Here is a 21,624-nt window from a genome sequence, read left to right on the forward strand (position 1 = left end):
GCTCCCCGGCGCTCGGTGCCGGGGAGCCTTTCTGTACGCCACCCGTTGCCAACGTCAGTGAAAGGCCCCTTACCGGAATCCAAGTCCCTCAAGGGGCCCTTCACGGACAGCTCCACCTGCCCGTTCAGCCCGGCAGCAGCTCCGCCAGCCGGTGCCGTGGCACGTCGACCAGGCGCAGGTCCGCTAGCTCCGCCGGCACGTGCAACGCCGCGTTCCCCAGCCGGGCGTGCGCCCGGGTCAGCAGTTCCGACGGATGGTCCACCAGGTCCGCCACCACGATCGCGTGTCGGTTGTCCGGGTTGCTGCGCAGCAGCCGCAGGCGGTACTTGTCCGAAATGAGCCCGGTCAGCGCTGCCTGCGCGGCCGCGTCCGCGAGGTCCGGGTGGTTGTTCGGCACCAGCAGCGCGAGCCGACGGGCGTTCGTGCCCAGCAGAGTGCGCAGGAGCCACGGGCCGGGGTCGGCGGAGAGGTCCATGGCGATCGCGTCGCCTTCCGGGCCGGACGTCGCCCAGCCGACGGGGCGGGTTTCCAGTGCGAGGCCGCCCTCGGCGGCGATCTCCCGGACCGCGGCGAGCAGGCCCGGTTTCGTCCCGGCCGCTTCGACCGACTGCGGGCCATGCGTGTAAATCGCCGAACTTCCCTTGCGCGCGAACGACTTCTTCGCCTTGGCGGTCGGCTGGCAGACGTAGAGGTCCGCCGCGCTGCCGATCGCCTGAGCACCGGTGTAGCGGTTGAAGTCCGGGAGGATCGCTTCGAACGTCAGGCCCAAGGTGGCGAGCGAGCGCTGCACCTGCGCGCCCAAGGCCGGATGGCGCGGGCTGTAGCCGTATGCCAGCAGAATCCGGCCGTCGGTCGGTTCCCGCAGCGCTTGCACGGCGCGGGCGGCGAACAGGCCCATGCCTTCCGGCGTGTACGGCGGGTCGCTGAACACCAGATCCGCCTTGCCGAGCAGCGCGGGCGGCAGGCCGACGCGCAGATCGGCGTGTGCGGTGAAGATGTCGCGCTCGCCGGTGGTGTCCAGGTAGGACAGAACGCGCTCGTCGAGATCGACGACGGTCAGCTCGGCCTCCGGGCGGACCGCGCGCACGGCGAGCGACGTCAGATCGTGGTCGCCGAGGAACAACACCTTGCTGCGGCGGAGGTCGTAGCGCGAATTCAGCCACAACGCGCGGCGCAGCACGGTTTCCGCGGTCGCCTGCACGTGATCCAGTGCGGCGAGCGGCGGCGGGACCGCGGCGATCCGCTCGGCCAGCAGGGTGAGCAGCGCGGGGTGGGCGGCGACGGCCGCGTCGAGCGGGTCGGGAAGCTCCGGCAGTGCGTAGGAGGCGTAGGACTCGCGGGCGGCGGGGGCGATCCGCACGCCGGCGGCCGACCGTTCCAGGTCTGGTTCGAGTGCGGTCAGCAGGTCTTCGACGCTTCGTCGCGGAGCCGCGGTGAGCCGCACCAGGTCGGCCAGTTCGCAGGAACCGCTGCGGAGCAGGCCGAGCACGTCGTACAGCGGGCGGACGGCGGCGCCATGTGCGGCGAGGACGTCGTCTAGTGCGGTCACAGGGTCCGAGAGTAATGGCCACGCCGCGAGACAGGCTGCCAAGCCCGCGCGAGTCGGCTACCGTCGGACTTTGCACCGACGTGGGGAGAAGTCTGTGGCCATCGAATTCCGAGACGTCGTCAAACGCTATCCGGACGGCACCGTCGCGGTCGACGGCCTCTCGCTCACCGTGGAAGACGGCACCATCACCGTGTTCGTCGGTCCGTCCGGCTGCGGCAAGACGACGTCGCTGCGGATGATCAACCGGATGGTCGAGCCCACGTCCGGAGCGGTGCTGCTGGACGGCAAGGACGTCAGCGAGGGCGATCCGGCGGTGCTGCGCCGCGGCATCGGTTACGTGATCCAGCACGCCGGCCTGTTCCCGCACCGGACGGTGCTGGACAACGTCGCCACCGTGCCGCTGCTGTCTGGATGGGACAAGCGCAAGGCACGCGCCCGCGCGGGCGAGCTGCTCGAAACGGTCGGCCTGCCCGCCGAGCTCGGCAAGCGGTATCCGGCGCAGCTTTCCGGCGGCCAGCAGCAGCGGGTCGGCGTGGCCCGCGCGCTCGCCGCCGATTCGCCGGTGCTGCTGATGGACGAGCCGTTCTCCGCGGTCGACCCGGTGGTCCGGGAGGGTCTGCAGGACGAGCTGCTGCGGCTGCAGTCCCAGCTCGGCAAGACCATCGTGTTCGTCACGCACGACATCGACGAGGCGGTGCGGCTCGGCGACAAGGTCGCGGTGCTGCGCGTCGGCGGGAAACTGGCCCAGTACGGCACTCCGGCCGAGGTGCTGCGGCATCCGGTGGACGATTTCGTCGCGTCGTTCGTCGGCCGCGACCGCGGCTACCGCGGGCTTTCCTTCCTGCCCGCCAGCGGCGTCGAGGTCTCGCCCGCGAACACCGTCGAGCTGGGGAGCACAGTGGACGGTCCGTCGGCGGGCTGGCTGCTCGCGGTGAACGACGACAAACAGCCGCGCGGCTGGCTGCCGCCCGGCTCCAGAGTGGATGGTCCGCTAGCCGAAACAGATTTGGTGGCAGGCGGCTCCCTGTACGTGCAGGGCACGCCGATCCGCGGCGCGCTGGACGCGGCGTTGTCGTCACCGGCCAGTCTCGGCGTCGTGGTGGACGACGAGCTGCGAGTGCTCGGGACGGTGGTCGCGCACCAGGTGCTGGATGTGATCGAGGCTTCCCCGCAGGCGTCCTGATGGGCGGCTTCTTCGGTGAGCTCGGCCGGTACCTCTCCAGCGCGAACAACCGCGGCGAGATCCTCCGCGACCTGCTCGCCAACGTCTATCTGGCGCTGGTCCCGCTGGTCGCCGGCATCGCGGCGGCGATCCTGTTCGGCTGGCTCGGGCACCGCTGGCGGCCCGCCCGCAGCGTGCTGCTGGTGGTCGGGAACCTGCTGTACACGATCCCGTCGCTGGCGCTGTTCGTGGTGATCCCGGGCATCATCGGCACGAAGATCCTGGACAGCGTGAACGTGCTCGTCGCGCTCACGATCTACACCACCGCGCTGCTCGTGCGGCCGGTGCTGGACGCGCTGGAAGCGGTGCCGCCGCACATCGTCGCGGCCGCCACGGCGATCGGGTACCGCGAACCGCGCCGGTTCTTCACCGTCGAACTGCCGCTTTCGGTGCCGGTGCTGGCGGCCGGGGTGCGAGTGGCGTCGGTGAGCAACATCAGCCTGGTGAGCGTCGGCGCGCTGATCGGCACCGGCGCGCTCGGCGTGCTGTTCACCGACGGGTTCCAGCGGGAGTACTTCTCGCCGATCGTGGTCGGCATCGTGCTGACGATGCTGCTCGCGCTCGTCGTGGACCTGCTGCTGGTGCTGCTGCGCAATCTCCTGACGCCTTGGGAGCGAGCGGGCCGCGCGCCGGTCGAGGAGGGGGCCGGATGATCGGGGACGTTTTCGCCTGGTTCACCACGGCGGCGAACTGGGCGGGGCCGGACGGCATCGGGAACCGGCTCGCCCAGCACGTCGGCTACGTCGTGCTGGCGCTCGCCATCGCGCTGGTGATCGCGATCCCGATCGGACTGTTCGTCGGGCACACCGGGCGCGGCGGGATCGTGCTGGTCAGCGTGGGCAACGCGATTCGGGCGCTGCCGACGCTCGGGCTCGTCACGTTCCTGTTCCTGCTCTTCACCGAGAGCACGACGGCGACCGTCATCGGGCTGGTGGTGCTGGCGATCCCGCCGGTGCTGGCCGGGACCTACGCCGGGCTGCAAGCGGCCGAGCACGAGGTGATCGACGCCGCGCAGGGCATCGGGATGACCGGCTGGCAGCGCCTGTGGCAGGTGGAGGTGCCGATCGCGCTTCCGCTGGTGCTGGGCGGAATCCGCAACGCGGTACTGCAGCTGATCGCCACGGCCGCGGTGGCCGCGTATGTCGGATTGGGCGGCCTCGGCCGGTTCCTGCTCGACGGACTGGCCATTTTGGACTACACCGAGGTTGTCGCGGGTGCGATTCTGACCGCGCTGCTGGCGATCGTGGTCGACCTGCTGCTGGCCGCGGCGCAACGGGCGTTGGTGCCCAAGGGCGTCCGGCTGGCGGCGCAGGCCGCGTCCGGCCGGGCGGTGGCCGCGGGAGGAGCAGCGTGAAACGGTGGGGGATGCTGGTGGCGGGCCTGGCCCTGCTGACGACGGCGTGTGGGAATCCACTGGCCGGCGGCGGTGAGGGCGGCAGCGCCGGGGACATCATCATCGGCGCGTCCGATGTCGGCGAAAGCTCTTTGCTGGCCCAGATTTACGCGGGCGCACTGCGCGGCGCCGGCGCGCGCAACGTGACCGTGCGGCCGCCGGTCGGCAGCCGCGAGGTCGTGGTGAAAGCGTTGCAGGACAAGTCGTTGTCCGTGGTGCCGGACTACAGCGGCAACCTGCTGCGGTACTTCGACAAGAACACCTCGGCGACCACGCCGGAGGACGTGTACGCCCAGCTGAAGCAGAAGATCCCGGCCGGGTTCGAAGTGCTCGCCCAGTCGCCCGCGCAGGACAAGGACTTGCTGGTGGTGGGCAAGGCGCTCGCCGACTCCGGAGTGAAGACGTTCTCCGATCTGGGGCCGCGGTGCCAGGACCTGGTGATGGGCGGGCCGGGGCAGTGGAGCAGCCGGTGGAAGGACCGGATCAAGCAGCTGTACGGCTGCGAGTTCAAGGAAATCCGCACCACCGACACCGGCGGGCCGGTCACCGTCGCCGCGTTGAAATCGGGCGACGTGCAGGTGGCGGACCTGTTCAGCACCTCGGCGACGATCAAGTCCAACGGGTTCGTGCCGCTGGTGGACGACAAGTTCATGTTCCCCGCGCAGAACATCGTGCCGCTGGTCGCGAAGGGCACGTTGACCGAGGCCGAGACGGCCGCGCTGAACCGGGTTTCGGCGGCGCTGACGACTGACCAGCTGACCGAGCTGAACGTGCAGTACACCGACGAGAAGCGCAACGCGAAAGACATCGCGGAGGAGTTCTTGCGGCGCAACGGGTTGCAGGCGTAGCTCAGTCCAGCGCGTCGTACTCCTCAGGTGGCCGCGCGAGCTCCGGATGGTCGATCCAGTAGTAGCCGGGGTGGATCTGCAGCATCGCCCAATGCCAGGCTTCGTCGTGGAAGACCAGCCCGCGATACGGGTTGTCGGCGGCCTCGTACGGATACGCGTCCAGCGCGGCCGCTTCGGCTTCCTTCGCCGACTTGCCGCCGTAGTGCCGCATCACCCAGGCGAAGCGGCGGCGCTCGCCTTCCAGGTACTCGACGTACTCGGTCTCGTCCGAGGTCATAGCCGTTCGAAGGCCGCCGAGTACCGGAACGCGCCGCGGTTTTCCTTGGCGTAGTTCGCCAGCGGCAGCGCTTGGAAGTACGGTGCCCATTCCGCGACCGGCGGCGTGATGCCGAGCGTGTCCGCCAGGACGAAGCCGAACCGCGAGTAGTAGCCGGGGTCGCCGAGCAGCACGATCAGGCCGTAGCCGAGCGCGTTGGCCGCGCCGACCGTCGCGTACATCAGAGCGGAGCCCGCGCCTCCGCGTTGCCGGCCGGGCAGGACGCCGAGCGGACCGAAGCCGATCGCGACGTCCGGGTCGTCGCCGAGCTGAGCCGGGCTGGAGCAGGCGTGGCCGATGATTTCGCCGTCGAGCACGGCGACCAGGGAGAGCGCCGGGAGCAGGTCGCCGTCCGCGGTCAGCTCGGTGACCAGCCTGGCCTCCGGGATCTCACCGGTGACCCCGGCGTTCTGCGCCTGGAACGCGGCGGTGTGGACGGCGTGCACGGCCGCTGCGTCATCTGCGGTGGCCTGGCGGATCAGCATGGGGGCAGTGTCCCGGAACCGCGGTGGCCGGGGAATCGAATTTCGGCGGTCTGGCGTTCCGGACGACGTGCGCCGCCGAGGTTCCGGGCACTGCTCCGCCAGCAGCACCCGCTCCCGGTTCGCCGCCGGACGGCGAACCGGGCATAACCGGAAGGTATGGATTTGAATTTCAGATGATATGAAACTCGTATTAGTTTGGCGTATGCTCGGAGCCATGGACACGAAGGCAGCCGGATACCGGCGCAAGGTCAACACGATCAACCGGTTCGTCACCGCACTGCAGCGCGTCGGGCTCGCGTTCGGGCCGATGGAGCTGCTCACCGTGCCGGGACGGCGCAGCGGCGAACCGCGGACGTTCCCGCTGGCGGTGCTGAAGGTGCAGGGGGAGCAGTACTTGATCCAGGCGTTCCCGAAGGCGGCCTGGGTGGCGAACATCCGGGCCGCGGGTGCCGGGACGCTGTCGCGGGGACGGCGGTCGCGGCGGGTGCGGTTCCTGGAGGTGCCGGTCGCCGAACGCGGGCCGGTGTTGCGGGAGGTAGTGGCGTCCGGGCCGCCGAGCGTGGGAAAGCGGTACGTGACGACGGGGCTGGCGGAATCGCCTACACCGGACGGGGTGGCGGCGGCCGCGGCGAGGATCGCGGTCTTCCGGATCGAGGCCGCGGGCTAGGACGGTCGCCTGGGCACGCCGAAAGTCCGTGAAGGGCCCCTTGCGGGAATCTAAGTCCCTGAAGGGGCCCTTCACGGACGGCAGGCGAGTGACGGCAGGCGAGAGACGAGGGCGACGGGACGGGGTGCATGGAGACCGGCGGGCCGGAACGGCGGAGGCCGCCGCAGGAAAATCCTGCGGCGGCCTCCGGCGACAACCCGACCGATCAGTCGAACGCCTTCGCGATCAGCGCCTTCTGCTCGACCTCGTGCACCTTGGACGAGCCAGCCGACGGCGCGGCCATCGGGCGCCGTGCCGACACGTCGAGGCCGGCGAAAACCTCCGGGAACTTGCGCGGCAGGTTGAGCCCGAAGAACGGCCACGCACCCTGGTTCTCCGGCTCCTCCTGGACCCAGAGGATCTGCTTCGCGTTCGCGTAGCGCTCCACCGCGGCCAGCAGCTTCTTCTTCGGCAGCGGGTAGTACTGCTCGATCCGCACGATCGCCACGTCGTCGGCGCCGCGCTTCGCGCGCTCGGCCACCAGCTCCCAGTAGAGCTTGCCCGAGGTGAGCAGCACCTTGCGGACCTTCGCCGGGTCCTGCGTGGCGTCGTCGATCACCGACATGAACCGGCTCTGGCCGGTGATGTCCTCGACCGACGAGGTCGCGGCCTTGTTCCGCAGCATCGACTTCGGGGTGAAGACGATCAGCGGACGCTGGATGCCGTCGAGGGCGTGCCGGCGCAGCAGGTGGAAGTAGTTCGCCGGGGTGGAGGGCACCGCGACGGTCATCGACGCTTCCGCGCACAGGGACAGGAAGCGCTCGATCCGGCCGGACGTGTGGTCCGGGCCCTGGCCCTCGTGGCCGTGCGGCAGCAGCAGCACGACATCCGAGCGCTGGCCCCACTTGGCCTCGCCGGAGGAGATGTACTCGTCGATCACGGTCTGCGCGCCGTTGACGAAGTCGCCGAACTGCGCTTCCCACATGACCAGCGCCTCGGAGTTCGCCACCGAGTAGCCGTACTCGAAGCCGACCGCCGCGTACTCCGACAGCGCGGAGTCATAGATCATCACGCGGCCCTGGCCGTCGGCCAGGTGCTGCAGCGGCGAGTACTCCTGACCGTTCTTGCGGTCGATGAACACCGAGTGCCGCTGGGTGAAGGTGCCGCGGCGGGAGTCCTGGCCGGACAGCCGCACCAGGCGGCCCTCCATCGCCAGCGACCCGAACGCGAGCAGCTCGCCGAACGCCCAGTCGATGCCGCCTTCGCGGGACATCTTGTGCCGGCGCTCCATGACCGGCTTGACCCGCGGGTGCGGGGTGAAGCCCTCGGGCAGGTCGACGAACACGTCGCCGATCCGCTCCACGACCTCGCGGGTGACCGCGGTCGCGACCTTCGCCGGGATCTGCTGCTCGCCCTCCACCGACGGGCTCGCCTTCGCCGGGTGCCGCTCCAGTTCGCGAACCTCGTTGAAAACGTGCTCGAGCTGGCTGGAGAAGTCGCGCAGCGCGGCCTCGGCCTCGTCGACCGAGATGTCGCCGCGGCCGATCAGGGACTCGGTGTAGGTCTTCCGGACCGAGCGCTTCGCGTCGATGATGTCGTACATCGCCGGCTGCGTCATCGACGGGTCGTCGCCCTCGTTGTGGCCGCGGCGGCGGTAGCAGATCAGGTCGATGACGACGTCCTTGTGGAACGCCTCGCGGTAGTCGACGGCCAGCTTGGCCACCCAGTGCGCGGCCTCCGGGTCGTCGCCGTTGACGTGGAAGATCGGCGAGCCGATCATCTTCGCCACGTCAGTGGCGTACTGGCTGGAGCGGGAGTGCTCCGGCGCGGTGGTGAACCCGACCTGGTTGTTGACGATCACGTGCACGGTGCCGCCGGTGCGGTAGCCGCGCAGCAGCGCCAGGTTCAGCGTCTCGGCCACGACGCCCTGACCGGCGAACGCCGCGTCGCCGTGCATCAGGACCGGCAGCACGGTGTAGCCCTCGCCGCCCTTGTCGAGGATGTCCTGCTTGGCGCGGACGATGCCCTCGAGCACCGGGTCGACGGTCTCCAGGTGCGACGGGTTGGACGCCAGCGACACCTTGGTCTCGCCGTCGCCGAACATCCGGAAGTACTTGCCCTCGGCCCCGAGGTGGTACTTCACGTCGCCGGAGCCGTGCGCCTGGCCCGGGTCGAGATTGCCTTCGAACTCCTGGAAGATCTGGCTGATCGGCTTGCCGACGATGTTCGCCAGCACGTTCAGCCGGCCGCGGTGCGGCATGCCGATGACGACCTCGTCGAGCTCGTGCTCGGCGGCCTTGTCCAGGATGGTGTCCAGCAGCGGGATGGCGGTCTCGCCGCCCTCCAGCGAGAACCGCTTCTGGCCGACGTACTTGGTCTGCAGGAAGGTCTCGAACGCCTCGGCGGCGTTGAGCTTCGACAGCACGTACTTCTGGACGGCGGGGTCCGGCTTCTCGTGCGGGATCTCGACCCGCTCCTGGATCCAGCGCCGCTCCTCCGGGTCGAGGATGTGCGTGTACTCGATGCCGACCGTGCGGCAGTACGAGTTGCGCAGCACGCCGAGGATGTCGCGCAGCTTCATCCGCTCCTGGCCGGCGAAGCCGCCGACCGGGAACTCGCGGTCCAGGTCCCACAGGGTCAGGCCATGGGACAGCACGTCGAGGTCGGCGTGGCTGCGCTGGCGGTAGTTCAGCGGGTCGGTGTCGGCCATCAGGTGGCCGCGCATCCGGAACGCGTCGATCAGCTCGATGACGCGCGCGGTCTTGTCGACCGGGCCTTCCGGGATGTCGGCGACCCAGCGGATCGGCTCGTAGGGCAGCCGCAGGCTGGTGAAGACGTCGTCGTAGAAGCCGTCCTCGCCGAGCAGCAGCTCGTGGATCCGCTTCAGGAACTCGCCGGACTCCGCGCCCTGGATGATCCGGTGGTCATAGGTCGAGGTCAGCGTCATGATCTTGCTGACCGCGAGGTCGACCAGGGTCTTCTCGCTGGTGCCCTCGAAGGAGGCCGGGTACTGCATCGCGCCGACGCCGATGATCGCGCCCTGGCCGGCCTGCAGCCGCGGCACCGAGTGGTTGGTGCCGATGCCGCCCGGGTTGGTCAGCGAGATGGTGGTGCCCGCGAAGTCGTCCGCGGTGAGCTTGTTCGTGCGGGCCTTCTTGACGATCTCCTCGTAGGCCTGCCAGAACTGCATGAAGGTCATGTTCTCGGTGGCCTTGATCGAGGCCACGACGAGAGTGCGGGAGTCGTCCTTGCCCTTCATGTCGATCGCGAGACCGAAGTTCACGTGCTCCGGCGTGATCGCGAACGGCTTCCCGTCGACCACCTGGTAGTGCCGGTTCATGTTCGGGAAGTCGCGGAGCGCGCGCACCATGGCGTAGCCGATGAGGTGCGTGAAGGAGATCTTGCCGCCGCGGGTGCGCTTGAGGTGGTTGTTGATGACGATGCGGTTGTCCGCCATCAGCTTCGCCGGGACGGCGCGCACACTCGTCGCGGTCGGCACGGACAGCGAGGCGTCCATGTTCTTGGCGATCGCCGCGGCCGCGCCGCGCAGCTGCTTCGATTCGGGCTCCTGCTTCGCGGCGGGGGCGGCGGCCTTCGCCGCGGGCGCCGGGGCCGCGGGCTGGGCGGCGGCCGGGGCCTTGGCAGCCGGGGCGGTGGCAGCCGGGGCGGGCGCGGCCTTCGCGGCCGGAGCCGGAGCGGGCGGGGCGGCCGGAGCCTTCGCCGCCGGGGCGGGCGCGGGCTTGGCGGCTGGAGCGGCGGATCCGCCGTTCGCTGCCGCCGGGGTGCCGTTTCCGCTGGCAGTGGGCTTGTAATCGGCGAAGAAATCGTGCCAGGCGGCGTCTACCGACTGGGGATCCGCGAGGAACTGGTCGTACATCTCCTCGACCAGCCACTCGTTGGGGCCGAATTGTGACGCAGGGCTGCTGCTGGACACGGCTTGGGCTCGCCTCTATCCGTCTCGATCTTGAATCGGGGTAATGCGCCTACCAGGCTAACCCCCTTGATAACAGACGTGTGATCGAACTGGCTTGTGTGAGGCGTGGCGCACTCGGGCGTCGGCCACCGACCCGGTCACTGACTCGATCAAGTCCTGCTGGCGGCTCCTGTCCGAGGCGAGAGAACCGGCGAAAATCCCTCCGTTCGTAGTGCCGGAACGACGGAAATAAGACGGCGGATCGGCCGGACGTCGAACGGATGGTCGACGAATGGCGGAGGGCTCGGTCGTTTGGCGCGGGGCTTCCGGCGAGCCGGAAGGGGAAGGGCCGCATCTCGCTCACCGGGACAGCCGCCGGCTGCGCGGTCAGTGCGAGACGTCCGCCCCGATCGACGCGGCCAGCTCCGGAGTCAGCGGATAGACGGTCTCCCCGGGAAGCAGCCGTTCGGCCTCGGCGACCCGGCCGGCCGCGAGATGGCCCCGGATCGCGTGCATGGCCGGCGTCACATCGCGGATGCCGGTGATCCAGGAGTCCGCGTAACGGTCGACGGCTTCTCCGCTGAGGCCGATCTGCAGGCTGCGGTGCGGCAGCGGCCGGTGGTACAGGTCCCGTTCCGGGTCCCATTGGATACGGACCGGGCTCGTCCGGACCTCGGTTCGCCAGGCTTGCTGGCTGGCGTGGAACTTCGCGTCGTAGTGGCTGAGCGCGGCGTGTTCCAGCGCCCAGGCGAAGCCGTCGCGGGTGAGGTCCAGGGCGAGGACTTGTTCTTGGCCCGGCTTCTGGCCCCAGCCGCAGCGGTAGGCCATCCATCGGAAGGACGGCTTGATCCAGGTCATCCGTTCCCGTTTGAACGGGGCGACGAAGGTGCCCGCGGCCAGCGCGGGTCCGGCGATCTCGCGCGGGTAAGCCTGATACACCGTGATGGTGGTGTCGGTGTGCACCGCTCGGATCTGCCGGGCGGGTATGCGGTCTTGCATCCGGCGATGGTGACAGGCGTGCGCGGCGAGTTCGACGCGATTACCGGCGGCCCGGCACTGCATCCGGGATCGTCGGCGCCCGTTCCGGCGGCGTTGGGGCCGTCGTCGCGGCTCGTTCACGGCGCGCTGCTCTGCTGTCGGAAGGCTGCGGCCCGTCTCGGGCCGGCGGCGGGTTCCGGCGAGCAAGGCGGTGGTGACGCGATGTGGCTGGTCGAATGTCCGTCGTTCTGGGATCAGGGCCTGATTCGCCCGGTCGTGACCGAGCACGGCACCGTCGTGCTGATGTGCGATTCCTGCACTGTGGTGTGGCGCACTCCGGACGGCATCGAGGAGTTCGAGCACGTCGAGCCGGAGGCGCCGGACTGGTCGGTCGGTCCGGACACGCACGTCCGGCCTGGAACGACCCGGTGGGCCGAACCCGCTGACGTCGCTTCCGCGGGATGGGCCGACCTCCAGTGGCGCGAACTGCCGTACCCGGCCGGCCAGTGCCAGCCGGTGTCAGCCGATGCCTGAGCCCGCCTGACGAGTCCGGCGGCGGTACCTGGGGAGAGCCTGACGAGCCGGGCGGTGCGCTTCGCGTGCCGCCCGGCCGCTGCGCGCTGCCCGGAAACTCTTGCCCAGCCCTCGCTATTCAGTGTTACTATCTACTAGTACTCAGTGTTACTAGATAGCTGAAGGGCGTCCGATGGGCAGGCAGGCGACGGAGATGCTCAAGGGGACCCTGGAAGGCATCGTCCTGGCGGTCCTCGCCGGGCGGGCCGCCTATGGCTACGAGATCACCGCGTGGCTGCGGGAGCAGGGGTTCTCCGACATCGCCGAGGGCACGGTCTACGCGCTGCTCGTGCGGATCGAACAACGCGGTCTCGTCGACGTCGAGAAGGTCCCGTCCGAGAAGGGGCCGCCGCGGAAGGTCTACTCGTTGAACGCGCGGGGACGGGAGAGCCTGGGCGAGTTCTGGCGGAACTGGACGTTTCTCGCCGACCGGCTCGAGCGGCTTCGGGGCGCGGGGACAGGGGAGTGAGCCATGGAAACGGAAGCAGGGGAAGTCAAGAACCGGTATCTCCGGTACTTGGAGGCGATCACCGGATCTCTGGAGGACAAAAAGCGCTACCGGCGCTACAAGGCGCGGATTGAGGACCTGCCGTCCGATCACCGGACCGCGGCCAAGGCGTTGCAGCGGTATCTGCAGTACTTCGGGCCCGGCACGTCGGACAATCACCTGACGATGCTGGACGATCTCGCCGACCTGTTCGAGCAGGCCGTGGCCGACGGGACGTCGGTGCGCGACATCGTCGGCGACGATCCGGTCGAGTTCGCGGAGGTGTTTCTCCGCAACTATCCCGAAGGCAGCTGGATCGCCCGCGAACGAGCCCGGCTGGCCGAAGCGATCGACCGCGCCGCCGGCGGTGCGCTGTGACCGCGGCGATCCGGGTGCGCGGGCTGGAAAAGTCGTACGGGAAACTGGACGTGCTGCGCGGAGTCGACTTCGAGGTCGCGCGCGGCAGCATCTTCGCGCTGCTCGGGTCCAACGGCGCGGGCAAGACCACGGTCGTGCGCATCCTGTCCACCTTGCTCAAAGCCGGCGCAGGGCAGGCAGAGGTGAACGGGTTCGACGTGGCGAGCCAGGCGGCGCGGGTGCGCGAGTCGATCAGCCTCACCGGGCAGTTCGCGGCGGTGGACGAGATCCTCACCGGGCGCGAAAACCTGGTGCTGGTCGGCAAGCTCCGGCATCTGAAGAACCCGGGCGGGATCGCCGACGAGCTGCTGGAGCGGTTTTCGCTGACCGGCGCCGGGGGCCGGAAAGTCTCGACCTACTCCGGGGGGATGCGCCGGCGGCTCGACATCGCGATGAGCCTGATCGGGAATCCGCCGGTGATCTTCCTCGACGAGCCGACCACCGGGCTCGATCCGCAGGCGCGCAACGAGGTCTGGCAGGCGGTCGAGGAACTCGCCGCAGAGGGCGGCACGGTGCTGCTGACCACCCAGTACCTGGAGGAAGCCGAGCGCCTCGCCGACCGGATCGCGATCCTGCACGAAGGACGGGTACTGGTAAACGGCACGCTCGCCGAGCTCAAGCAGCTGCTGCCGCCGGCGAAGGTCGAGTACGTGGAAAAGCAGCCGACGCTCGAGGACGTCTTCTTCTCCCTCGTCGGCAACGGCGCTACCGAGTGAGGGGACGATCGTGAACACGCACTTCTTCGGCGACTGCTTTGTCCTGTTAGGCCGGTCGCTGCGGCACATCACCCGCAGCCTGGACACCGTCATCACCACCACGATCACCCCGATCTTCATGTTGCTGCTGTTCGTCTACGTGCTCGGCGGCGCGATCAAGACCGGGACCGGCTCCTCCTACGTCAGCTACCTGCTGCCCGGCATCCTGCTCATCACCATCGCGTCCGGCATCTCCTACACCGCGTTCCGGCTCTTCCTCGACCTGAAGGGCGGCATCTTCGAACGCTTCCAGTCGATGCCGATCGCCCGGTCGGCGGTGCTGTGGGCGCATGTGCTGACCTCGGTGGCGGCGAACCTGGTCTCGGTCGCGGTGGTCGTGCTGGTCGCGTTGGCGATGGGCTTTCGCACCGGAGCCGGACCGCTGGCCTGGCTCGCCGTCCTCGGCCTGGTGGTGCTGGTGACGCTGGCGCTGACCTGGGTCGCGGTGATCCCCGGGCTCACCGCGAAAACCGCGGACGGCGCGAGTGCGTTCTCCTATCCGCTCATCTTCCTGCCGTTCATCAGCTCGGCGTTCGTCCCGACCGGGACGATGCCCGGACCGGTGCGCGCGTTCGCCGAGCATCAACCGGTGACGTCGATCGTCAACACCGTCCGGGCGCTGTTCGCCCAGCAGCCGGTCGGCTCCGGCATCTGGGTCGCGCTCGCCTGGTGCGCCGGGACCCTGGTGGTGGCGTACTTCTTCGCCACGGCGATCTACCGCCGCAAGATCTCCTAACCCAGCGCCCACAAGCGGGCGTAGTGGCCCCCGGCCGCGACCAGTTCCTGGTGGGTGCCTTCTTCGACGATCCGGCCGTGGTCGAGCACCACGATCCGGTCCGCTTTCGCCGCGGTGGCCAGCCGGTGCGCGACCACGAAGGTGGTGCGCCGGCGGGCCAGGTGCTCGGTAGCGCGCAGCACCGTCGCCTCGGTGGCCGGGTCCAGCGCGGCGGTCGCTTCGTCCAGCAGCAGGACGTCCGGGTCGACCAGTTCGGCCCGGGCCAGCGCGACCAGCTGCCGTTGCCCGGCGGACAGCGAACGCCCGCGTTCGCCCACTGGCTGCCGGAAACCGGCGGGCAGGGCAGCGACACCGTCCAGCGCGCCGACTGCGCGTACGGCCGCCTCGACCTCCGCGTCGGTGGCTTCGGGCCGGCCGTACCGCACGTTGTCCGCGACGGTGCCGGAGAACAGGTGCGCTTCCTGCGGCACCACGCCCATCCGCGCGCGCAGCGAGGGCAGGTCGTACTCGCGTACGTCCACACCGTCGATCAGCACCGCGCCGCCGGTAGCGTCGTAGTAGCGCGCGACGAGCTTCACCGCGGTGGATTTGCCCGCACCGGTCGCCCCGACCAGCGCGACGGTCTCGCCGGGCGAGACGTCGAGCACCAGGTGTTCCAGCGCGGGCTTTTCCGCTCCGGCGTAAGAGAAGTCGACGTCTTTGAACCGGACCTCGCCGGTCAAGTGCTCGGGCAGCGGGACCGGTTTCTCCGCGGCAGGCACCGAGGTCGGCGTGCGCAGCAGGTCGCCGATGCGGCTCAGGCCGACGCGCGCCTGCTGGTAGCCGTCGAACACCGACGACAGCTGCTGGATCGGCGAGAAGAACTGCTGCAGGTACAACAGGAATCCCAGCAGCACGCCGGCTTCGAGGGTGCCTCCCGCGACGCGGTGGGCACCGACGACGAGCACCGTGGTGGTCGCGAGATCCGACAACAGCGACACCAGCGGGAAGTACGTCGCGATATACCGCTGCGCGCGCAGCCGGGATCGCCGGTAGTCGTCACTGCGTGACGCGAACACGGCAGCCGAACGCTCTTCGCGGGTGTACGCCTGAGCGACGCGCAGGCCGCTGACGTTCTCCTGCATGTCCGCGTTGACGACGCTCACCTTCTCGCGGGCCTCGCTGTACGCGCGCGATGCGACCCGCCGGAATACCAGCGTGGCGACGAGCAGGATCGGCAGCATGGCCAGTGCGTACAGCGCCAGCGCGGCATCGGTGACCAGCAGTGCGACCGTGATGCCGACCAGAGTGAGCGCGCTGACGACCGCGGTGGCGAGGCCGGTCTGCAGGAAGGTGGACAGCGCGTCGACGTCTGTGGTCATCCGGGTCATGATCTTCCCGGACAGTTCGCGCTCGTAATAGTCCAGGCCGAGCCGTTGCAGGTGTGCGTAACTGCGCACGCGCAGCGAATACAGCACGGTCTCGCCCACTCGCGCGGTGAGCCGGGTCTGCCAGCGCACCACGAACCAGTCGGCCGCGACCACCAGCGCGCCGATGCCGGCCAGCAGCCACACCACGCTCGCGACGCCGGGCAGCACGCCGTGGTCGACCCCGCGCTGGTACAAAGCGGGCAACGCGAGCGAGGCCAGCGCGTCCGCCGCGACCAGGGCGATCACCCCGACGAGCGGCCAGCGCACCGGACGCAGCAGCCGGGCCAGCCGGAACGCCGGGTCGGGCGCGGTCGAGTCCACTTCGGACAGCTGAGGCCGGTCGAGGGCCGGCGGCAACCGGCGGACGCCTTCGAGCAGCTCAGGGGTCGGCGGAACGTCCGCGCCGCCGCTGCCCGCGAAGCCGGAACCGCCGCCAGGCGTGCCGCCGCGAGCCTGCGCGGCCTCGGCCAGCGCATCGACCTCGTCGCGTTCGTCGTGCGGCCAGAGCGCCGGGGTAGTGCCGTCCGTGCCCGGTTCGAGGTTCTCGCAGCGGTGCGGCTTTTCGACGTCGTCGTCCGGCCCGGCGACCAGTTCGCGGAACAGCGGGCAGCGGGCGAGCAGCTCTTGTTCGGTGCCGACGTCCACGACTCGGCCCTGGTCGAGCACCGCGATCCGGTCCGCCAGCTGCAACGTGGACCGCCGGTGCGCGATCAGCAGCGTGGTGCGCTCGGCGGTGACCGCCCGCAGCGTGTCGTGGATCGCCGCTTCGGTGACGGTGTCGATCGCGGAGGTGGCGTCGTCCAGGATCAGCACGCGCGGGTCAGTGAGCAGCGCACGGGCGAGACCCAGCCGCTGCCGCTGGCCGCCGGACAGCGTGAGACCGCGCTCGCCGACCTCGGTGGCATAGCCGTCGGGCAGCGCCCGGATGAACCCGTCCGCTTCGGCGGCGCGGGCCGCGGCGAAGACTTCCTCGTCGCTCGCGTCCGGCCGGCCGTAGGCGATGTTGTCGCGGACCGAGGTCGAGAACAGGAAGGCTTCCTCGAAGACCACGCCGATGGCTTGGCGGAGGTCTTTCAGTGCCGCGTCGCGCACATCGAGGCCGCCGACTCGCACGGCGCCTTCGTGCACGTCGTAAAACCGGGGCAGCAGCATGGAAATCGTGGATTTGCCGGACCCGGCGGTGCCGACCAGCGCGAGCGTTTCGCCCGGATTCGCGGTGAGCGTCAGGCCGTTCAGCACCGGGTCGGTGCGGGTGTAGCCGAACTTCACGTCTTCCAGCTCGACCCCGAGCGCGCCCGGCGGCAGCGGCCGCGCGTCCGGGCTGTCGGTGACCTCGGGCTGCGCGTCGATCAGCTCGTACACTCGCTCCGCGCCGGCGCGGGTGAGCTGCGCCTGCACGACCAGCCCGGACAGGAACCGCGCCGGCCCGATCAGCGCGGCGAGGTAGGTCGCGAACGCGAGGAAGGTGCCGAGGCTGATTTCCCCGTTCAACGCGAGCAGGCCGCCGATCGCCAGCACCGCGACCTGTCCGGCGGCGGGCAGCGCCGACGTGGTCGCAGTCGGCAACGCGGACAGCTTCGCCGCCCGCAACCGTTCGGCGAACAACTTGCGGGCCGTGCGCTCCAGCCGTGACACCTCGCGCGCTTCCTGCCCGAAGCCCTTTACGACGCGCACGCCGGTGACCGTCTCTTCGACCTGCTGCGCGACGTCCGCCGCGCGTTGCTGCGCGGACCAGGTCGCCGGGAACAGCCGCCGCCGGCTCATCCCCACCACGATGCCGACCGCCGGCGCGACCACCAATGCGATCAGCGTGAGCAGCGGCGACATCCACAGCATCGCTCCGAGCGACAGCACCGCGAAGATCACCGACCCGGCGGACAACGGCACCTGCATCAGCAGACCGGTGACCAACTGCAGGTCCGAAATCGCTCGCGAGACGACTTGGCCGGTGCGTAACGCGTCCTGTTTGCCGCCGTCTAGCCGGGAAACGGCGCCGAACACCCGGTTTCGCAGATCGTGCTGGACGTCCAGCGCCAGCCGTCCGCCGACGTAGCGGCGCAGAAACGCCGAAGCGAACGCGACCACCTGCAACGCGACCAGCGCGACCGCGAGCCCGGTCAGCTGGCCGGTGTGCCCGGCCACCGCGTCGTCCACCGCGGACCGCACCAGCAGCGGACTGGCCGCCTGCACGCCGACGCTCAGGATCGCGGCAGTCAGCGAGAGCACTACCACCCCGCGGTGCTGCCAGCAGGCAGCACTCAACCGGCGCACCCAGCCGACCGGCTGAGGCGCCGTCCCGGCAACCGGACGGTGTTGACGCGCGGGCGTCGCAGTGGTGGTCACATCAGAAGCCTAGGGACGGGGACCGACACTTTATTCCCGAGCGGCCGCCGCGCCGCGACCCGCCGGAGACTCCCGGCAGCCCGTTTTCCTGCGCGCCAAGACAGCGTGACGAAGGGCACGCTGCCCTCCGCAGGGGGTCCGGAGGGCCTCCGGAGCGCACAGATGCCGAGGTGGAGCGGCATAACCGGAAGGTTGAACTTTCATCCGTGCCGCCAGGTAAACGCACGGCAATTCCACCCCCGGGCGAGCACTTCCGGCGAATGTTCTTTAAGCTGGTACTCGGCGACCCGCTCCCAGTGACCCCCAGGCTGGTTGAGCGGGTCGCCCCTTTAGTTCGGGCTCCCTCAGATCTTGTGGCATCGTGGCAAGATGCGGATCTTGCTCGTGGAGGATGAACAACGGCTGGCCGAAGCGCTGCGGGCGGGGCTCACCGCCGAGGGCTACGCCGTCGATGTCGCCCACCACGGGCGGGACGCGCTCTGGCACGCCTTCGAGCACCCTTACTCCGCGATCATCCTCGACATCATGCTGCCCGGCCTCAATGGCTACCGCGTCTGCCGCCGGCTGCGGGACGAGGGCAACACCACCCCGATCCTGATGCTGACTGCCAAGGACAGCGAGGACGACGAGATCGAGGCCCTCGACACCGGTGCCGACGACTTCCTTTCCAAGCCCTTCTCCTACGGCGTCCTGCTCTCCCGCCTGCGCGCGCTCATCCGCCGCGGCGGCACCACCCGGCCGGGGCTTCTCAAGCTGGGGGATCTCGAGCTCGACCAGGCCAGCCGGACCTGCCGGCGAGGCACCGCCGACATCACCCTCACCTGCAAGGAGTTCACTCTCCTCGCCTACCTGATGCAGCGGCCCGGGCAAGTCGTCACCAAGGCCGAGCTGCTCGACAACCTGTGGGACTTCGCCGCCTCCGCGACCGCCAACCTCGTCGAGGTCCACGTCAGCGCGTTGCGCCGCAAGATCGACCTCCCGTTCGGTGCCGAGACCATCCGGACGGTGCGCGGCGCCGGCTACCACGTGGTGACGGCGGGTGCCTGACTTCTGGCGCACCACCCGTTTCCGCGTCGCGGTGATGGCCTTCGCCGCGTCCGGCGCTTCGCTGGGAGCCATGTCGGGGTGGTTCGTGCTCCACGCGCAGAGCCGGCTCGAGAACGTCGCCGCGCGGTTCGCCGCCGCCGACGCCGACGCCGACGCGATCGTGCAGTTGCTGAACAACGGCACCCGGCCCGCGGACCTGCGGCTGCTTGTGCGCGACTCGATCTACGAGATCAAGGACCGCTCGGGTACCTCCGTCGCCTCCTGCCCGGCCCTGCGCGAAGGCACCCTGTCCGCGTACGACACCGAGGTGACCTTGCGGTCGTACCAGATCGACCGGACCAGCCAAGCGTCCGTCGGCTGCACCTCCGAACTGGCCGGCGCCGAAGACGACCTGACCCTGCACGTCGTCCACGCCGACAGCGGCACCGGCGGATACGCCGTGTACGCCGGCGTGCAGCTCGATCCCGAAGCCCGGGCGGCCGTCGACTCCCTCAGAACTGTTCTTGCGCCCGGCGTCCCGGGGGTCGCGCTGCTCATCGGCGTTCTCGCGTGGCTGGCCGTCCGCCGGTCGCTGCACCCAGTCGAGGCTATCCGCTGCGAAATCGCCGAGATCGGCGCGCACAACCTGAGCCGGCCGCGTCCCCGCACTGCGTACCGGGGACGAGATCGCGCGTCTCGCCGAGACGATGAACACCATGCTCATGCGGCTCGACGAGGCCGTCACGCGGCAGAGCCGATTCACCTCCGACGCGTCGCATGAGCTGCGCACCCCGCTCGCGTCGCTGCGGACGCAGCTCGAGGTGCTGCTCGCCCACCCCGACCGCCTCGATTGGCATCACACCTGCGAGAACGCACTGCTCGACGTCACTCGGCTGCAGGACCTCGTCGCCGACCTCGTGCTGCTCGGCAAGCTCGACTATGCCGGGCCCGACCTCCATTCGCCCGTGTCACTGTCCGAAGTGGTCGACGCCGTCGCGGCCGGGCGAGCCGAGATCGAGGTGAGCGGGGCACCTGAGGTCCTCGGGCACCGGTCGCGACTGGAACGGCTCGTCCGCAACCTCGTCGACAACGCCCAGCGGTACGCGAAGTCCCGGGTCGTCGTGGAGGTGTCCGCAGTGGATGGTTGGGCGGTGCTGTCGGTCACAGACGACGGGCCCGGCGTACCCGAAGCGGACCGGCAGCGCATCTTCGACCGGTTCGTCTGTCTTGACGACGCCTAGGCCCGCGACGGCGGCGGATCGGGGCTGGGCCTGGCAATCGTCGCCGACATCGCCCGCGCCCACGGCGGCACGGCCGAACTCGAAGGGGGAAGCCGGTTCGTCGTCCGGCTGCCGGAGCTGAAGGGGTCTTAAGTCGCCTTAAGGCTCGGTTCAGCGTCCAAGATCGACGCTGCGGGTGTGATCATCTCTTGGCGGCCCCTTGACCATGCTGAATACCGGGCGTCGTCGTGGTTCCCCGGCCTTGGCGGCGTGCGTGCGCTCGCCGCGCTGGCCGTCGTGTTCTTCCACTACGGCGGCCCGGTCTTCGACCGGCTGCAGGGCTGGATCGCAGTCCAGCTGTTCTTCGTGCTGTCCGGCTTCCTCATCACCACGCTGGCGCTGCGCGAAGAGGACCGCACCGGCCGGATCTCGTTGCGGAACTTCTACCTCCGCCGCGTCTTCCGGATCATGCCGGTGTACTTCCTGCTGCTCGGCCTGACGGCGCTGGCGATGACCCTCTCCGGGACGTACCAGAGCAGCAGGCTCGGCGACGCGATGTGGCACTACCTGACGTTCTTCAACGAGTTCGTCACCTACAACACGCCGTACCCGACATCGTGGTCGCTGGGCGTGGAGGAGAAGTTCTACCTCGTCTGGCCCGCGCTGCTCGTCCTGACGTCGTTCGCGCGGACGGGAAAGACCGCGTTGCGCCTGATGATCGGCATCGGAGGGCTGGGGTTCGTGCTCGGGGTGCTGCCGCTGGGGCCCACGCACCAGTGGGCGAGCCTGTCCGTGCACTACGGCTCGCTGGTCGTCGGCTGCCTGCTCGCACTCGCGCTGCACCACCCGCGCGGGTTCGCGGTGCTGCGGCCGCTGACCAGCCCGGCCGCGGCGGTGCTGGTCGCGCTGGGATTTTGCGGGCTGCAGCTCTCGGTGGAGCCGATCAGGCGGGAGCTCGGCGGGTACTGGCAGTTCGTGGTCCCGATCTACGCGTTGGGATCGGCCTTGCTGCTCGTGGCGGTGATCGCGCGGGGGCCGGTCCGGCGGTTGCTCGCGAGCCGTCCGCTCACCTACATCGGAGACCGGTCCTATGCGCTCTACCTGGCCCAGACCGGGGCCGGGGGCGTGACCGCGCTCTTCCTGCCGAACAGCGTGCTCAAGGCCGTCGCGACCGCGGCCATCGCGCTGCTCTTCGCGTGCGTCCTGCGGCGTTGGGTGGAACTGCCCGCCATCGAGTTCGGGCGAAGGCTCATAAAAGAGGAGCGGGCCCCTGACGCACCGCGAAAGGGACCCGCTCGGGTGCCTTAG

General features: G+C 69.7%; 19 protein-coding genes and 1 pseudogene. 14 read left to right on the forward strand and 6 right to left on the reverse strand.

Annotated features, from left to right (window positions below):
• Nucleotides 1–124: 124 nt before the first annotated feature.
• Entirely contained in the window at nt 125–1,549 is a 1,425-nt protein-coding gene (locus AMYBE_RS0139955) for a bis-aminopropyl spermidine synthase family protein (protein WP_020665023.1), read from the reverse strand.
• Between the two features lie 94 nt (nt 1,550–1,643).
• Between AMYBE_RS0139955 and AMYBE_RS0139960 the strand changes: the two genes are divergently transcribed.
• Genes AMYBE_RS0139960 through AMYBE_RS0139975 form a run of 4 tightly spaced genes read left to right on the forward strand, consistent with a single transcriptional unit; the run spans nt 1,644 to nt 5,012 of the window.
• Complete coding sequence (locus AMYBE_RS0139960) at nt 1,644–2,732, forward strand: ABC transporter ATP-binding protein (protein WP_020665024.1); 1,089 nt, start codon at nt 1,644–1,646, stop codon at nt 2,730–2,732.
• Entirely contained in the window at nt 2,732–3,424 is a 693-nt protein-coding gene (locus tag AMYBE_RS0139965; RefSeq protein ID WP_020665025.1) for an ABC transporter permease, read from the forward strand. Before AMYBE_RS0139960 ends, AMYBE_RS0139965 begins: the two co-directional genes overlap by 1 nt.
• Entirely contained in the window at nt 3,421–4,125 is a 705-nt protein-coding gene (locus AMYBE_RS0139970; RefSeq protein WP_020665026.1) for an ABC transporter permease, read from the forward strand. The genes AMYBE_RS0139965 and AMYBE_RS0139970 overlap by 4 nt, the downstream gene beginning before the upstream one ends.
• An 11-nt stretch (nt 4,126–4,136) precedes the next feature.
• Complete coding sequence (locus tag AMYBE_RS0139975; RefSeq protein ID WP_020665027.1) at nt 4,137–5,012, forward strand: ABC transporter substrate-binding protein; 876 nt, start codon at nt 4,137–4,139, stop codon at nt 5,010–5,012.
• A 1-nt stretch (nt 5,013) separates the two neighbouring features.
• On the opposite strand, the gene AMYBE_RS0139980 is transcribed toward AMYBE_RS0139975, so the two are convergent.
• Both AMYBE_RS0139980 and AMYBE_RS0139985 read right to left on the reverse strand, forming a co-directional pair.
• On the reverse strand, nt 5,014–5,289 hold the full coding sequence (locus tag AMYBE_RS0139980) for a hypothetical protein (protein WP_020665028.1): 276 nt from the start codon (nt 5,287–5,289) through the stop codon (nt 5,014–5,016).
• Nucleotides 5,286–5,813, reverse strand: a complete 528-nt coding sequence (locus AMYBE_RS0139985) for a GNAT family N-acetyltransferase (RefSeq protein ID WP_020665029.1) — start codon at nt 5,811–5,813, stop codon at nt 5,286–5,288. The genes AMYBE_RS0139980 and AMYBE_RS0139985 overlap by 4 nt, the downstream gene beginning before the upstream one ends.
• Before the next feature lie 214 nt (nt 5,814–6,027).
• Between AMYBE_RS0139985 and AMYBE_RS0139990 the strand changes: the two genes are divergently transcribed.
• The gene (locus AMYBE_RS0139990; RefSeq protein ID WP_027928532.1) at nt 6,028–6,480 is read left to right on the forward strand and encodes a nitroreductase family deazaflavin-dependent oxidoreductase; all 453 of its coding nucleotides are present in this window, start codon (nt 6,028–6,030) and stop codon (nt 6,478–6,480) included.
• Nucleotides 6,481–6,685: 205 nt separating this feature from the next.
• Here AMYBE_RS0139990 and AMYBE_RS0139995 read toward each other — a convergent pair whose 3' ends face one another.
• Together AMYBE_RS0139995 and AMYBE_RS0140000 are read right to left on the reverse strand one after the other, a co-directional pair.
• Nucleotides 6,686–10,393 carry a multifunctional oxoglutarate decarboxylase/oxoglutarate dehydrogenase thiamine pyrophosphate-binding subunit/dihydrolipoyllysine-residue succinyltransferase subunit gene (locus AMYBE_RS0139995; RefSeq protein ID WP_084470315.1) on the reverse strand — a complete coding sequence of 1,236 codons (3,708 nt, stop codon included), beginning with the start codon at nt 10,391–10,393 and terminating at the stop codon, nt 6,686–6,688.
• A 366-nt stretch (nt 10,394–10,759) separates the two neighbouring features.
• Nucleotides 10,760–11,371, reverse strand: coding sequence for a DUF4291 domain-containing protein (locus AMYBE_RS0140000; protein WP_034287666.1), 612 nt, complete (start codon nt 11,369–11,371; stop codon nt 10,760–10,762).
• Between the two features lie 6 nt (nt 11,372–11,377).
• Here AMYBE_RS0140000 and AMYBE_RS46560 point away from each other — a divergent pair, with 6 nt between their 5' ends.
• From AMYBE_RS46560 to AMYBE_RS0140025, 5 genes are all read left to right on the forward strand, one after another.
• On the forward strand, nt 11,378–11,884 hold the full coding sequence (locus AMYBE_RS46560; RefSeq protein WP_245573337.1) for a hypothetical protein: 507 nt from the start codon (nt 11,378–11,380) through the stop codon (nt 11,882–11,884).
• Nucleotides 11,885–12,056: 172 nt separating this feature from the next.
• Entirely contained in the window at nt 12,057–12,392 is a 336-nt protein-coding gene (locus AMYBE_RS0140010) for a PadR family transcriptional regulator (protein WP_020665034.1), read from the forward strand.
• 3 nt (nt 12,393–12,395) lie between these two features.
• A complete protein-coding gene (locus tag AMYBE_RS0140015; RefSeq protein WP_020665035.1) occupies nt 12,396–12,788 on the forward strand; it encodes a DUF1048 domain-containing protein in 393 nt (130 codons plus the stop codon).
• A complete protein-coding gene (locus AMYBE_RS0140020; RefSeq protein ID WP_020665036.1) occupies nt 12,785–13,543 on the forward strand; it encodes an ABC transporter ATP-binding protein in 759 nt (252 codons plus the stop codon). Before AMYBE_RS0140015 ends, AMYBE_RS0140020 begins: the two co-directional genes overlap by 4 nt.
• A 10-nt stretch (nt 13,544–13,553) precedes the next feature.
• Nucleotides 13,554–14,318, forward strand: a complete 765-nt coding sequence (locus AMYBE_RS0140025; RefSeq protein ID WP_020665037.1) for an ABC transporter permease — start codon at nt 13,554–13,556, stop codon at nt 14,316–14,318.
• On the opposite strand, the gene AMYBE_RS0140030 is transcribed toward AMYBE_RS0140025, so the two are convergent.
• Nucleotides 14,315–18,070 (reverse strand): ABC transporter ATP-binding protein, encoded by a 3,756-nt coding sequence (locus AMYBE_RS0140030; RefSeq protein ID WP_425386928.1) that lies wholly within the window; start codon nt 18,068–18,070, stop codon nt 14,315–14,317. The genes AMYBE_RS0140025 and AMYBE_RS0140030 overlap by 4 nt on opposite strands.
• Nucleotides 18,071–18,439: 369 nt before the next feature.
• Between AMYBE_RS0140030 and AMYBE_RS0140035 the strand changes: the two genes are divergently transcribed.
• The 4 genes and pseudogenes from AMYBE_RS0140035 (at nt 18,440) to AMYBE_RS0140045 (ending at nt 21,624) form a co-directional block, all read left to right on the forward strand.
• The gene (locus AMYBE_RS0140035; RefSeq protein ID WP_020665039.1) at nt 18,440–19,117 is read left to right on the forward strand and encodes a response regulator transcription factor; all 678 of its coding nucleotides are present in this window, start codon (nt 18,440–18,442) and stop codon (nt 19,115–19,117) included.
• Nucleotides 19,110–19,877, forward strand: a complete 768-nt coding sequence (locus AMYBE_RS44525; RefSeq protein ID WP_154676429.1) for a HAMP domain-containing protein — start codon at nt 19,110–19,112, stop codon at nt 19,875–19,877. The genes AMYBE_RS0140035 and AMYBE_RS44525 overlap by 8 nt, the downstream gene beginning before the upstream one ends.
• Nucleotides 19,819–20,469 (forward strand): annotated as a pseudogene (locus tag AMYBE_RS46565) (sensor histidine kinase). The gene AMYBE_RS44525 and the pseudogene AMYBE_RS46565 overlap by 59 nt, the downstream one beginning before the upstream one ends.
• A 45-nt stretch (nt 20,470–20,514) precedes the next feature.
• A complete protein-coding gene (locus AMYBE_RS0140045) occupies nt 20,515–21,624 on the forward strand; it encodes an acyltransferase family protein (RefSeq protein ID WP_027928533.1) in 1,110 nt (369 codons plus the stop codon).

This window comes from Amycolatopsis benzoatilytica AK 16/65, assembly GCF_000383915.1.
GTDB classification, from domain to species: Bacteria; Actinomycetota; Actinomycetes; order Mycobacteriales; family Pseudonocardiaceae; genus Amycolatopsis; species Amycolatopsis benzoatilytica.